The 12252-nt window shown below is 70.4% G+C and carries 12 protein-coding genes; 4 read left to right on the top strand and 8 right to left on the bottom strand.

The window, feature by feature from the left end:
- Positions 1-15 precede the first annotated feature (15 nt).
- Together DB32_RS17695 and asnS are read right to left on the bottom strand one after the other, a co-directional pair.
- Entirely contained in the window at positions 16-333 is a 318-nt protein-coding gene (locus DB32_RS17695) for a DUF962 domain-containing protein (protein WP_053233638.1), read from the bottom strand.
- 194 nt (positions 334-527) lie between these two features.
- Positions 528-1832, bottom strand: coding sequence for an asparagine--tRNA ligase (gene asnS / locus DB32_RS17700; RefSeq protein ID WP_053233639.1), 1305 nt, complete (start codon positions 1830-1832; stop codon positions 528-530).
- Positions 1833-1892: 60 nt separating this feature from the next.
- Between asnS and DB32_RS17705 the strand changes: the two genes are divergently transcribed.
- Entirely contained in the window at positions 1893-2864 is a 972-nt protein-coding gene (locus tag DB32_RS17705) for a PPC domain-containing DNA-binding protein (RefSeq protein WP_053233640.1), read from the top strand.
- Positions 2865-2945: 81 nt separating this feature from the next.
- The gene (locus DB32_RS17710) at positions 2946-4916 is read left to right on the top strand and encodes an MXAN_6577-like cysteine-rich protein (protein ID WP_083457451.1); all 1971 of its coding nucleotides are present in this window, start codon (positions 2946-2948) and stop codon (positions 4914-4916) included.
- A 711-nt stretch (positions 4917-5627) separates the two neighbouring features.
- On the opposite strand, the gene DB32_RS17715 is transcribed toward DB32_RS17710, so the two are convergent.
- From DB32_RS17715 to DB32_RS17730, 4 genes are all read right to left on the bottom strand, one after another.
- Positions 5628-6569: an ABC transporter permease gene (locus DB32_RS17715; protein ID WP_075097942.1), complete on the bottom strand. Its 942-nt coding sequence runs from the start codon at positions 6567-6569 to the stop codon at positions 5628-5630.
- Complete coding sequence (locus DB32_RS17720) at positions 6566-8371, bottom strand: ABC transporter substrate-binding protein (RefSeq protein WP_053233643.1); 1806 nt, start codon at positions 8369-8371, stop codon at positions 6566-6568. The genes DB32_RS17715 and DB32_RS17720 overlap by 4 nt, the downstream gene beginning before the upstream one ends.
- Positions 8372-8474: 103 nt before the next feature.
- Positions 8475-9320 (bottom strand): ABC transporter permease, encoded by an 846-nt coding sequence (locus DB32_RS17725; RefSeq protein ID WP_075097547.1) that lies wholly within the window; start codon positions 9318-9320, stop codon positions 8475-8477.
- A gap of 32 nt (positions 9321-9352) precedes the next feature.
- A complete protein-coding gene (locus tag DB32_RS17730) occupies positions 9353-9853 on the bottom strand; it encodes a hypothetical protein (protein ID WP_157069129.1) in 501 nt (166 codons plus the stop codon).
- A gap of 146 nt (positions 9854-9999) precedes the next feature.
- Here DB32_RS17730 and DB32_RS17735 point away from each other — a divergent pair, with 146 nt between their 5' ends.
- Together DB32_RS17735 and DB32_RS17740 are read left to right on the top strand one after the other, a co-directional pair.
- Positions 10000-10527: a MerR family transcriptional regulator gene (locus tag DB32_RS17735; RefSeq protein WP_240481220.1), complete on the top strand. Its 528-nt coding sequence runs from the start codon at positions 10000-10002 to the stop codon at positions 10525-10527.
- Between the two features lie 70 nt (positions 10528-10597).
- The gene (locus DB32_RS17740; RefSeq protein ID WP_236605924.1) at positions 10598-11179 is read left to right on the top strand and encodes a sigma factor-like helix-turn-helix DNA-binding protein; all 582 of its coding nucleotides are present in this window, start codon (positions 10598-10600) and stop codon (positions 11177-11179) included.
- A 75-nt stretch (positions 11180-11254) separates the two neighbouring features.
- Here the strand turns inward: DB32_RS17740 and DB32_RS17745 are convergent, their stop codons facing one another.
- Positions 11255-11812 carry a dihydrofolate reductase family protein gene (locus DB32_RS17745; protein ID WP_053233646.1) on the bottom strand — a complete coding sequence of 186 codons (558 nt, stop codon included), beginning with the start codon at positions 11810-11812 and terminating at the stop codon, positions 11255-11257.
- A gap of 56 nt (positions 11813-11868) precedes the next feature.
- A complete protein-coding gene (locus tag DB32_RS17750) occupies positions 11869-12240 on the bottom strand; it encodes a hypothetical protein (protein ID WP_053233647.1) in 372 nt (123 codons plus the stop codon).
- Positions 12241-12252: the final 12 nt, after the last annotated feature.

Below are 12252 nucleotides of genomic sequence, written 5' to 3' on the forward strand. Positions count from 1 at the left end.
TCGAAGGACGTCCGATCAGGCCGCGACGGCGTGCTCGAGCTCGATGAGGCCCGACTTCTGCGCCCACCAGATGACGCCGACCACGAGGTTGCGGCGATCCCCGAAGAACGCCGGGTCGTTGCCCTCGAACGCGTGCCCGGCGAACTGGAAGCCCCAGCCGACCGTGAAGAGCCCGACGGCGACGGGCAGGCCGACGATGCTGATCGCGAGCGGGAGGCTCGCGAGGATCATCGGGATGCCGATCATGTGCGTCAGCTGGTTGCGACGATCCTGATGATCGCCTTTGTACTGCTCGAGCAGCAGGCTCCACTCGGGGTCGAGACGAACCTTCACGCGCCACCTCCAGTCAGGAGCGGTTCTGGCCTGGTATGACCAGTCCGCGCAAGCGACCAGGGGTCAGATATCTCACTGACCCTCGGTCAGCAAGAAGAGAGTCGGGAGTTTTCTGAGGAGAGCAGGAAGTGAGGAAAGCAGGAGTCTTCGCGTCCTCATCTCCTGCCTTCCTGCTCTCCTTGGAGAAGTTCTCCTCAGGGGTGCAGGCGGTTCAGCATGCGCGGGAACGGGATGGTCTCGCGCACGTGCGGCAGACCGCAGATCCACGCGACCGTGCGCTCGATGCCGAGCCCGAAGCCCGCGTGCGGGAACGAGCCGTAGCGGCGCAGGTCGAGGTACCACTCGAACGCTTCGCGCGGCAGCTTGTGCACGTCGATCGACTGCTCGAGCTTGCTCAGGTCCTCCTCGCGCTGACCCCCGCCGATCACCTCGCCGTAGCCCTCCGGCGCGAGCACGTCGACGTTGAGCGCGAGCGAGAGGTCCTTCGGGTCGCGCTTGAAGTAGAACGCCTTCAGGTCGATCGGATAGCGGTGGACCATCACGGGGCGATCGAAGCCCTGCGAGATCACCGTCTCCTCGTCGCCGCCGAAGTCGTCGCCGACCTTCGCGTCGTGGCCCGCCTTGCGCAGGATCTCGATCGCCTCGTGGTAGCGGATGCGCGGGAAGGGCTTCTGCACGCGCTCGAGCGGCTTCGTGTCGCGCTCGAGGATCTCGAGCTCCTTGCGCCGCTTGTCGAGCACGCGCGACACGACGCTGACGAGGAAGTCCTCGGCGAGATCCATGTCGCCGTCGAGATCGAGGAACGCGACCTCGGGCTCGACCATCCAGAACTCCGCGAGGTGCCGGCGCGTCTTGCTCTTCTCCGCGCGGAACGTCGGGCCGAAGCAGTACGCCTTGCCGAGCGCCGCCGCTGCCGCCTCCATGTACAGCTGGCCCGACTGCGTGAGGTACGCGGGGTCGCCGTGATAGTCGGTCGAGAAGAGGTTGCTCGTCCCCTCGCACGCGTTGGGCGTGAAGATCGGCGCGTCGACGAGCGTGAACCCGTTCGAGTCGAAGTAGTCGCGCACCGCCGCGACGATCTCGGCGCGCACCCGCAGGATCGCCCACTGGCGCTTGCTGCGCAGCCAGAGGTGGCGGTTGTCCATCAGGAAGTCGGTGCCGTGCTCCTTCGGCGAGATCGGGTACTCGCGCGCCGGCTCCGCCAGCACCTCGAGCTCCGCGACGCCGACCTCGAACGTGCCCTTCAGCTTGCCGTGCTCGCGCACCGTGCCGGTCACGCGGAGGCTCGTCTCCTGCGTCAGGTGATCGGCGCGCGCGAAGAGCTCGGGCGAGACCTCGCCCTTGAACACGACGCACTGACAGATGCCGCTGCCGTCGCGCACCTCGAGGAAGTGCAGCTTGCCGCTCGAGCGCTTGTTGTAGAGCCAGCCCTGGAGCGTGACCTTCTCGCCCACGTGGGCGCCGAGCTCTTCGATGCGAACGATCTTCGACGACGACATGCGCGCGCTTGTACCGCGGGTCGTGGCGCTTGGCGAGGGTGGTGCTATGCGCAGCCGCGCATGATCGTCTTCGAGAGCCGCATCGCGCGTCGCTTCGTGGGACGGCTCGAGCGCGGCGAAGAGGTGATCGCCACCCTTCGTCAGCTCTGCGAGCACGAGCGCATCCGCGCCGCGTGGATCCACGGCGCGGGCATGCTCGAGTGGGTCGAGCTCACCGAGTGGGATCCCGAGCGCGAGGCGTGGCGTGCGCCGCGTCGCGTGGAAGGTCCGCTCACCGTGCTCTCGCTCGAGGGCAACGTCTCGATCCGCAACGGGCCGCCCTGGGTCCAGCTGCACGTGATGGTCGCGCGGCAGACCGGGCCGGGCACGTTCGAGACGCTCGGCGGCACGGTCGCGTCGGCGCGCGTGTACGCGCTCGAGTTCGCGTTCGACGTCTACGAGGACGTGCGCCTCGAGCGCGACGAAGAGGCGGCCACCGGGCTCTCGCTGTTCAAGGGCTCGAGCGTGCGCGGCGTGTTCGCGCGCGCCGGCGAGCGCACCCAGGAGCTCGCGCGCCCGAAGCCCGCGCCGGTCGTCGAGGACGACGAGGACGAGCCCGAGGAAGAGCAGCCCGCTTCGCGCACCGCGGCCGCCACGCCGGCCGCCGCGACCGGGGGCGGCGTGTCGTGGGCGGTCGCGGCCGCGGTCTCGCAAGAGGCCGAGAAACGCGCGGCCGCGATGCCCGCGAGGCGTGCGCCGCCCAGCCCGCCGCCGCTGATCCCGGACGTCACCACGCCGAAGGCGGTGCCGATCCCCGAGGCGCGCGAGCGCGACACCTCGTTCCTCGACGAGCCGATCCCGCAGAAGGGCGACTTCGTCGATCACCGTCAGTTCGGCCTCTGCCGCGTCGAGGGCGAGGACGAGGACGGAGGGCTGCGCATCCGGCTCCCGTCGGGTGTGCGCAAGGTGATCCGCCTCGACTTCCTCGAGGTCCTCCCCCCGCGTCACGAGGGGGATCGCAAGGTGTTCCCGCTCCGCCCGCGCAAGCGCTGACGCTGCGCCCGGTGCGCGTGGACGTGCGCGTCCACGCGCGGTCTCTTGAGCACGCGCCGTCCAGCGCGCAGGATTCTCGCCATGTCGCCTCGCTTCGCCCGTGCGCTCGCTTCCCTGTGCGTCCTCGTCGCCGCGTCTGCGTGCGGCCGCACCACATTGATTACAGTGCCCGAGCCCGGCTTCGACGGCGGCACGTTCGACGGCAGCGTCGACGCCGGTCGCGACGCGGGAGACGCGGGCCCGCCGACGTGCCCGGACGATCTCGTCCGCTGCGGCGAGCGCTGCGTCGATCCGTTCAGCGACCCCGAGCACTGCGGTGCGTGCTTCGAGGCGTGCGACGAAGGCCTCGTGTGCGACGACGGCGAGTGCAGCGCGTCGTGCACCCCGCCGCGGAGCGAGTGCGCCGGTGGCTGCGTCGATCTCCAGACCGACGAGCTCAACTGCGGCGAGTGCGGCACCATCTGCGAGGAGGGCTCGCAGTGCGAGGGCGGCGAGTGCCGCGCGGTGTGCGACCCCGGCCTCGCGATCTGCGAGGGCGCGTGCGTCGACCTGCGCAACGATCCCGCGAACTGCGGCGAGTGCGGCAACGCGTGCGGTGACGAGGAGCGCTGCAGCGGCGGTGAGTGCCGCGGCGAGTGCGAAGCCCCGCTGCGCGACTGCGGCGGCGTCTGCGTCGACGTGCGCAGCGATCCCGAGAACTGCGGCGCGTGCGGCATGGACTGCCCCGCCGGCACCGTGTGCAACGCCGGGATGTGCGCCGCCACGTGCACCGCGCCGCGCACGCTCTGCGGCGACGACTGCGTCGACACTCAGAGCGACCCGAGCCACTGCGGCGACTGCGGCAACGACTGCCCGGCGGGCGCGGGCTGCGTGCTCGGCACCTGCTTCTCGGAGTGCCCGTTCCCGACCGAGCGCTGCGGCGGCACGTGCGTGAACGTGACGACCGATCCGCGGAACTGCGGCGAGTGCGGCAACGTCTGCGCGGCGGACGAGCTCTGCCAGTTCGGCTCGTGCGTGCGCACCTGCCGCGCGCCGCTCGTGGAGTGCATGGGCTCGTGCACCGACTTCCGCATCGATCCCGCGAACTGCGGCGCGTGCGGGCGCCGCTGCGCGACGGGTGAGATCTGCAGCCGCGGCACCTGCTTCCTGCCGTGCGATCCCGGCGAGTCGCTGTGCACGACGGGCTGCGAGAACCTCTCGACGGACCCCGAGAACTGCGGTGCGTGCGGTCGCGAGTGCGCGACCGGCGAGATCTGCGAGGCGGGCCGCTGCGTCGACACGCGCTGCATGCCGCCGCGGCTCCAGTGCGGTGACGAGTGCGTCGATCCGCAGAGCGACGACGCGAACTGCGGGATGTGCGGCAACGTCTGCGCGCCGGGCAGCTCGTGTCAGGAGGGGATGTGCCGTCCGCTCTGTGATCCGCCGCTGCTCGAGTGCGGCTCGGGCTGCGTCGATCCGGCGACCGATCCGCGCAACTGCGGTGGCTGCGGCCTGACGTGCCCGCTCGGCGCGGTGTGCACCGGCGGCATGTGCGGCACGCCGTGCCCGGCGCCGCGCATCACCTGCGGCGCGTCGTGCGTCGACCCGCAGACCGACCAGAACAACTGCGGCGGCTGCGGCATCGCGTGCGCGCCGAACCAGGTCTGCGACATGGGCATGTGCCGCATCGCGGCGTGCCCGCCGGACCGCGAGCTGTGCGGCACGGAGTGCGTCGACACGAGCATCGACCCCGACCACTGCGGCGACTGCGACGTGACGTGCCCCGACGGCATCCCGTGCAGCGGCGGCGCGTGTCGCTGCCCGGGCTCGCTGATCATCTGCGACGGGTTCTGCACCGACATCACGACGAGCCCGCTGCACTGCGGCGCGTGCCGTCGCGAGTGCGGACCGACGCTGTCGTGCATCGGCGGCTCGTGCGCGTGCGCGCCGCCGACGTCGCTCTGCGCGGGGCGCTGCGTGAACACGGATCGCGACCGCAACAACTGCGGCGGATGCGGCATGCGCTGCAGCGGCCTGCAGATCTGCGTCGGCGGCGCCTGCATCGGCTTCTGAGCGAGGGGACCTTCTGAGGAAGGCAGGAGGAGAAGGAAGACCACGTGAGTGGTCTTCTCGCTTCCTCGATGCGCGCGCTGGGCCATCGGATCATCTGAGGAAGGCAGGAGGAGAAGGAAGACCACGTGAGTGGTCTTCTGGGTGCCTCGCTGCGCACGCGGCGCGATCGGACGTTTTTTGAGGAAGGCAGGAGGAGAAGGAAGACCACGTGAGTGGTTCTTCTGGGTGCCTCGCTGGGCGCGCCGTTCCTCGGCGCCGTCGGCTACGCGCCGCCGCGCGGCCTGCACCGCGCTCATTCGCCAGAACCCGGTGGGGTGGCTCTGCGCACAGCGGCGAGCGGTCACGTGCATCGCCGTGGTCTTCCTAACCCTCCTGCTCTCCTCAAAAACCTTCGGAGAGAGGCCCCACGAGCGCCGTGCGTTCTCGAAATCGAGGACCGGTATCGCCGGTACTGGCCGGGCGATTTCAAATCCGGTGACCGGTATCGCCGATGCTGGCGACCAGATTTGAAATCGGTTGGCGAATGTCGGAGATTCGCCGGTCGGTTTTGAAATCGGTTGGCGAACGTCGGAGATTCGCCGGTCGATTCTGAAATCGGTTGGCGAATGTCGGAGATTCGCCGGTCGATTCTGAAATCGATCGCCGAATCTCGGAGATTCGCCGGGCGGCTCCGGGGTGATCCGCGAATCTCGGAGATTCGGGCCGCGCTCCTCAGCGGGAGCCGCCGTCGAGGCGGATGCGCGGGTCGAGGCGCGCCACCGCGAGGTCGGCGCCGAGGTTGCCGAGCTGCACCGCGATCGACGCGACGAGCACGACGCCGAGCAGAATCGGGACGTCGCCGCTCGAGATCGACTCGACCGCCAGACGGCCGACGCCGGGCCAGCCGTAGATCGTCTCCGTGATCACCGCGCCCGAGACGAGCAGCGGCGTCGACAGGCCGAGCAGCGTGACGATCGGCAGGAGCGCGTTGCGGAACGCGTGGCGCACGACGTGGATCGGTGAGAGGCCCTTCGCGCGCGCCGTGCGCACGTAGTCCTGGCGCAGCGTCTCGATCATCTCGCTGCGCATGATGCGCGCGTACGTCGCGGCCCCGACGATCGCGAGCGTCAGCGCCGGGAGCATCGCGTGCCGAACGTGATCGAGCGCGTCGACGCCGTAGCCGCCCACCGGGAACCAGCCGAGCCGGAACGCGAAGATCTGCAGGAACACGAGGCCGGTCAGGAACGTCGGGGCGCTGATCCCGAGGAACGCGATCGCCATCACCAGCGTGTCGAGCGGGCCGTTGCGCCGCAGCGCCGCGAGCGTGCCGATGCCGAGCCCGATGATCACCTCGAAGACGAGCGCCATGCCGCCGAGCAACATCGTCCGCGGAAGCCGCGTCCCGAGCACGCGCGCGACCGGCTGCTCGTCGCGCCACGACGTCCCGAGATCGCCCGTGAGCACGCCGCCCCAGAAGCGCGCGTACTGCACGTGCAGCGGCGCATCGAGCCCGTGCGCGACGTTGAACTCCTGCACGCGCTCGGGCGTCGCACGCGCGCCGAGCATCGACACCGCGGGATCGCCCGCGCCGTGCGCGAGCAAGAACACGAGGCTCACGGCGGCCCACACCACGAGCACGCCGCGCAGCAGCCTTCGCGCGAGCAGCGACGTCATCGCGCCGCTCCGAACGGCGCGAGCGCCGCGAACGATCGCGCGCCCGCACGATCGAGCGCGCGCGCCACGCGACGGCGCGGCAGGTCGAGCCACACGTCGCGATACATCTCGTCCCACACCGGGTTGGGCCGGAAGCCGCGCACGTAGGGCTGCCAGGCCTCGTACTTCGTGTTCGAGAAGAGCCACGCCCAGGGCGAGTCGTCGACGAGGATGCGCGAGGCCTCGCGATAGAGCGCGATGCGCCGCTCGGGGTCGCGCTCCACGCGCGCGTCGTCGAGCACACGATCGAGCTCGGGGTTGCGATAGAACGCGCGGTTGCTCGAGCTCGTGTCGCTCGCCGAGCGCGAGTGATAGAGCGGCTCGAGCATGCTCGCGGGGTCGGGGAAGTCCATCGACCAGCCGCCGAAGAGCATCGTCGCGGTGCGCGGTCTTCCCGTCTGCTCGAGGTACACCGGGAACGACACCGGGCGCAGCCGCGCGCGGATGCCGATGGTCGCGAGATCCTGCTGCGCCAGGACGCCGTACGCCTGACCGGTCGGGCCCTCGCCGATCCAGAGATCGAGCTCCTCCTCGAGGCCCTCCGCGACGCAGTCCTCGCCCTCGACGCCTTCGCCGCGCGGCGTGCAGCGCACGGGATGTCCCGCGAGCGCCATCTCCTCGCGCGCTCGCGCGACGTCGTGCACCTGCGCGCCCGGGAGGTTCGGATCGTGCGCGCGGAGCGTCTCGGGGATCGGCTGACCGATGGTGCGCAGTCGTCCCGCGCGCTGACGATTCCAGCGATCGCGATCCATCGCGAAGCCGACCGCGCGCCGCACGTGACGGTTCGTGAAGGGCTCGAGCTCGGTGTTCATCTCGATGCCCCAGATGTCGACCTGCGCGTTCGTGACCGCGTGCGACTGCCACGCGCCCTGGCGGCGGAACCAGAGGTAGTCGGTCGGCGTGAAGCGATGGATGTGATCGATGTCGCCCGCGAGGAAGCGCATGAACGCGGGGCCGCGCCCGAGGTTCAGCTCGAGCACGACGCGATCGAGGTAGGGCTCGCCCTCGCGATAGAAGTCGTCGTTGCGCCGGAACGAGACGCGCACGCCCGCTTCCCACTCCTCGAGCTCGAACGCGCCGGTGCCGACCGGGTGCTGCCCGACCTCGCTGCCCCAGCGCTCGTAGTTCTCGCGCGGCACGGGGAACGCGAAGCACATCGCCATCGAGTGCAGGAAGGCCTGATCGGGGCGAGAGAGGCGGATCTCGATCGTGTGCTCGTCGATGACGCGGATGCCGCGCACGTGCTCGGCGCGTCGCGCGCGGTAGTCGTCGAAGCCGTCGATCAGCGAGAAGAACGTCGCGCCCGGCGACGCGGTGTCGGGGTGCATCATGTGCTCGAGCGACCACCGCACGTCGTCGGCGACGAGCGCGCGCCCGTGGTGGAAGCGCACGTCGTCGCGCAGGCGGAACGTGTAGACGAGCCCGTCGTCGCTCATCGCCGGGAGCTCGCGCGCGAGGCGCGGCACGATGTTGAGATCGGAGTCGTGCTCGACGAGCCCCTCGAACATCAGCTTGAGCCCGACGTTCGAGATCGCGTTCCAGTCGACGAGCGGATCGAACCCGGCGACGTCGGACTCGTGGAACGCGACGAAGGTGCCGCCGCGCTGCGGCTCCTCGTGGCCGGCGCCGGCGAACGCGGGCTCGGTCGGCATCGGCGGCAGGAAGAGCGCGACCACGGCGACGATCGCGGCGAGCACGGCGAGGCTCGCGAGCCCCAGCACGCTCTCGGTGTCGCGGCGCTTCTTGGCGCGAGGGGTGGCCATCTCAGTCCTTCGGGAGTGCTCGCCGGCGCAGGGCCCGCACGGGAGTGTGCGGAGCACGCGGACGGGAGGGCCCTGAGCGGGCGAGCCGATGTCTGGACATTCCTCAGTCCTTCGGGTCGAGGGCGTCGCGCAGGCCCTCGCCGACCAGGTTGAAGCCGAAGACCGTCGCGACGATCAGCAGGCCCGGATAGAGCACGAGGCGCGGCGCGAGCGACATCATGTCCTGCGCGTCGTGCAGCATCGTCCCCCACGTCGACGTGGGCGCGGGCACGCCGAGCCCGAGGAAGCTCATCGCGGACTCGACGAGGATCGTGTTCGCGACGAGCGTGGTGCCGATCACGATCGCGGGGCCCGTCACGTTCGGGAGCACGTGGCGCGCGAGGATGCGCCACTCGCCCATCCCGAGCGCGCGCGCCGCCTGCACGAACTCGAGCTCGCGCACCTGCATCGTCTTCGTGCGCGTGACGCGCGCGAGCGTCGTCCACGAGAGCACGCCGAGCAGCACCACGAGCACGACGATCGAGGGGCTGTTCACGACGCGGTTCACCGTGATCGCGATCAAGAGGAAGGGCAGGGACTGCATCACGTCGACCAGCTGCATCAGCAGCGAGTCGAGCCAGCCGCCGAAGTAGCCCGCGATCGTCCCGACGGAGAGCCCGATCAGCACCGCGATGATCGTCGCGGAGAGCGCCGCGCCGAGCGACGCGCGCCCGCCGTGGAGCAGGCGAGAGAGCTCGTCGCGCCCGAGCGTGTCGGCACCGAGCACCATCGCGCCGCCGGGCGCGCGCGGCGTGCCGTCCTCGAGGAGCCCCTCGGCGAACTGGTGGTCGGGATCGGCCGGCGCGACGAAGGGCCCGAAGATCGCGGTCGAGAGGACGAACACGACCAGCGCGAGGCCCACCATCGCGCCCCGGTTCCGGCGGAAACGTCGCCAGGCGCGCGGGTCCATCGTGCGGGGCTACACCGCGTCCGCGCGTCCGGTCAATGCTGGCCGGTCGGATCGAACGGGGTCGCCCCGCCGGACGCGCAGACCAGCACGTTCGCCTGCGTCACGCCGTGGCAGGTCCAGCCCTGCGGGCACTCGCCGTCCGACGCGCAGCTGACCGTGCAGACGGGCTCCTCGCCGCGCACCCCGGCGACGCACAGGCCGCGCTGACACTCGCGGTCGTCGGCGCAGCGCTGTCCGGTACGCCGATCTCCTCGCGCCGACGAGCAAGCCACCGCGAGCGACGCGACCAGGACCGCGAGGAAGGCGCGTCGCGCAGCGGGCATCACGCGCGGCAGCCTGCCGTGCGCATCCTGCGATCGCAAGGAACGCGTGGAGATCGGTCGATCGGCGCGCCGAAGATACGATCGCCTTCGTGAGACGGCGATCGCGTGAATGGAACGACGGCGCGCGATCGAGACCGTCTCGCGTTCGGTGCGCTCCACGAAAAGGCGCTGAAAACCGCGCAAAACGCGCGGTGTCCCCGCGTTGCGCATTTTTCTTGGCGCGTTCTCTCGAATGGAATACATTCGCTCGCGCTCGAGGTGATTCCTCTCGCGAGGCGACCTCGACTGACGCTCGATCGGGGGATTCGAGCAGCGGGTGCTTTCCCGGACACACGGGCCCGGACCGGAGGACGTTGGTGAGCGAGATCGGCGGAAAGACGGGCGTCGGCGTGCGGAGCGAAGAGGCGCTCCGGGCGTTCGAGCGCGCGCATCCGCAGGGCCTCGCGGTCCAGCAGATCGTCGACTGGTTCGATCAGGGCGGTGATCGGCTCACCGAGGCGACGTTCCGGAAGTACGTCCAGCTCGGGCTGCTGCCGCGCAGCGTCCGGGTGGGACGCAAGGGCAAGCACCGCGGGTCGCAGGGGCTCTATCCCGCGACGGTCATCGGGCGGATCGAGACCATCCGCCGCCTGATGGCGCAGGGCTTCACGATCGAAGAGATCCAGCGCGAATTCTTCGTGCGCGGCGACGTCGAGGAGCTCGGGCGCAACCTCGACCGCGTGTGGTCGGCGATCGAGCGGCGCATCGCCGATCGCGGCGGCGACGCGCTCGCGGAGAAGCAGCTGGCCGAGGCGCGCGCGCTGGGCGTGTCGCTGATGGAGACGCTCGACGCGATCGAGCAGCGGATGTCGATGCGCGCCCGCATGGCGCGGGCTGCGGTCTGAGTGGGCGGGCGTCGCTCCGCGGGCGAGGCGGGGCGGCGAACGGAAGAACGAGCGAAGGGCGGAGGCAACGATGTCGGAGCAGCAGGAGCTCGATTACGAACTCGAGCAGGGCGACTTCGGGGGCGAAGGGGACGAGGACGGAGCGGGCGAGATGCCACCCGCCCTCGACGGCTCACTCGCGCTCGCGCTCGCGGCCGAGACCGACGAGGACGCGGAGGACGGCGACGAGAAGGGCCGCCGGAAGCGCCGCAATCGCGCGCGCGCGCGCACCATCTCGATCCGACGGCTGAGCAAGGCCGAGCTCAACCGCGGCAAGATGCTGTACCCCGAGACCGACTACTGGAAGCCGACGACGCGCGCGGAGTGCATCGACATGGAGCGGCCGTGCCCGTTCGTGTCGTGCAAGTATCACCTGTACCTCGACGTCCACCCGGTGCGCGGCAGCATCAAGGTGAACTTCACGGACATCGAGGTCTGGGAGATGACCGAGACCTGCGCGCTCGACATCGCGGACCGCGGCGGCATCACGCTCGAGGAGGTCGGCGAGATCATGAACCTGACGCGCGAGCGCGTGCGCCAGGTCGAGACGGCCGGCCTGGCGAAGCTCGCGGCGCTGCAGGACGTCGCGCGGCTGAAGGACTACTGCCTCTGAGCGCGCGGGGCTGACGCGGCACGCGGGGAGGGCGTGCCGCGCTTCGAGCGCACTTCCGCGTCGACTCGCTCCGAGTCAGCGCGCGCGCCGGTAGTGCACTGCGATCGCGCCGCAGCGGAGCGGCTTCGACGAGACCAGCTCGAGCCGTCGCGTGCTGGGCAGCCCGCTCTGATACAGGGTCGGGCCGTGGCCGGCGATCCTGGGGTGGACGAGGAACTTGTACTCGTCGATCAGATCCAGCCGGTCCAGCTCGGTCGCGAGCTTGCCGCTCCCGAGGAGCACGCCTGCCGGGGTCGCGTCCTTGAGCTTCTGCACGCCCGTCCGCAGGTCGCCGGCGATGTGGTGGCTGTTGGTCCACGGGAAGGCCGTTCGCGTCGACGAGACCACGTACTTCGGCTTGGCCTCCAGCTTGACCGCCCACTCGCGCATCGCCGGCGGCGCTTCCACGTCGCCGCGGGCGACCGCCGGCCAGTAGCTCTCCATCATCTCGTAGGTGACGCGGCCCCACAGCATCGCCCCGCCCTCGTCCATGAGGCGGGTGAAGAAGGCGTGTGTCTCGTCGTCGACGACGCCCTCCTGGTGGTCGACGCAGCCATCCAGGGTGACGTTGATGCTGAAGGTCAGGAGTCCCATCCGGCGAGCCTAAGCCATGATCGCAGCTCGCGTCCGCGGGTGAACGCGACGCCCGATCAGCGCTTCTTCTCGTCGTCTCGCTCGGCCTCGCGCTCGAGGCGCTCGACCTCGCTCTCGTCGTCGCTCTGCTGCGGCGTCTCGCTCTTGCCGCGGCGGCCTTCGAGCGCGTCCACGAGCCCGCGCGTCATCTTGCCGAGCTCCGCGCCCAGCTGACGCGCCATCGGCTCCGCTTCCTTGCCGACCTTCTCGAGCGCCTTCTCGGCCTCGGTCGCCGCCTTGCGGACGGCGGGGTCCGCGGCCGCGACCAGCAGCTCGGCTGCCTTCTTCATGTGCCCGAGGGCCGCGAAGAGCTCGTTCTTCGCGTCCGCCGGGCTCGGACCCTTCTCCGACTCGTCCCGCCCCTCGTCGTCGTCACGCGGCTCGCTCATGGCGCAACGACT

Source organism: Sandaracinus amylolyticus, assembly GCF_000737325.1.
GTDB lineage: Bacteria > Myxococcota_A > Polyangia > Polyangiales > Sandaracinaceae > Sandaracinus > Sandaracinus amylolyticus.

Coding starts and splice junctions, on each gene's coding strand:
- DB32_RS17730 (WP_157069129.1), bottom strand. CDS start 9,853: ATGCGCAACGCGGGGACACCGCGCGTTTTGCGCGGTTTTCAGCGCCTT.
- DB32_RS17740 (WP_236605924.1), top strand. CDS start 10,598: ATGTCGGAGCAGCAGGAGCTCGATTACGAACTCGAGCAGGGCGACTTC.
- DB32_RS17750 (WP_053233647.1), bottom strand. CDS start 12,240: ATGAGCGAGCCGCGTGACGACGACGAGGGGCGGGACGAGTCGGAGAAG.
- DB32_RS17705 (WP_053233640.1), top strand. CDS start 1,893: ATGATCGTCTTCGAGAGCCGCATCGCGCGTCGCTTCGTGGGACGGCTC.
- DB32_RS17745 (WP_053233646.1), bottom strand. CDS start 11,812: ATGGGACTCCTGACCTTCAGCATCAACGTCACCCTGGATGGCTGCGTC.
- DB32_RS17710 (WP_083457451.1), top strand. CDS start 2,946: ATGTCGCCTCGCTTCGCCCGTGCGCTCGCTTCCCTGTGCGTCCTCGTC.
- DB32_RS17715 (WP_075097942.1), bottom strand. CDS start 6,569: ATGACGTCGCTGCTCGCGCGAAGGCTGCTGCGCGGCGTGCTCGTGGTG.
- DB32_RS17725 (WP_075097547.1), bottom strand. CDS start 9,320: ATGGACCCGCGCGCCTGGCGACGTTTCCGCCGGAACCGGGGCGCGATG.
- DB32_RS17720 (WP_053233643.1), bottom strand. CDS start 8,371: ATGGCCACCCCTCGCGCCAAGAAGCGCCGCGACACCGAGAGCGTGCTG.
- asnS (WP_053233639.1), bottom strand. CDS start 1,832: ATGTCGTCGTCGAAGATCGTTCGCATCGAAGAGCTCGGCGCCCACGTG.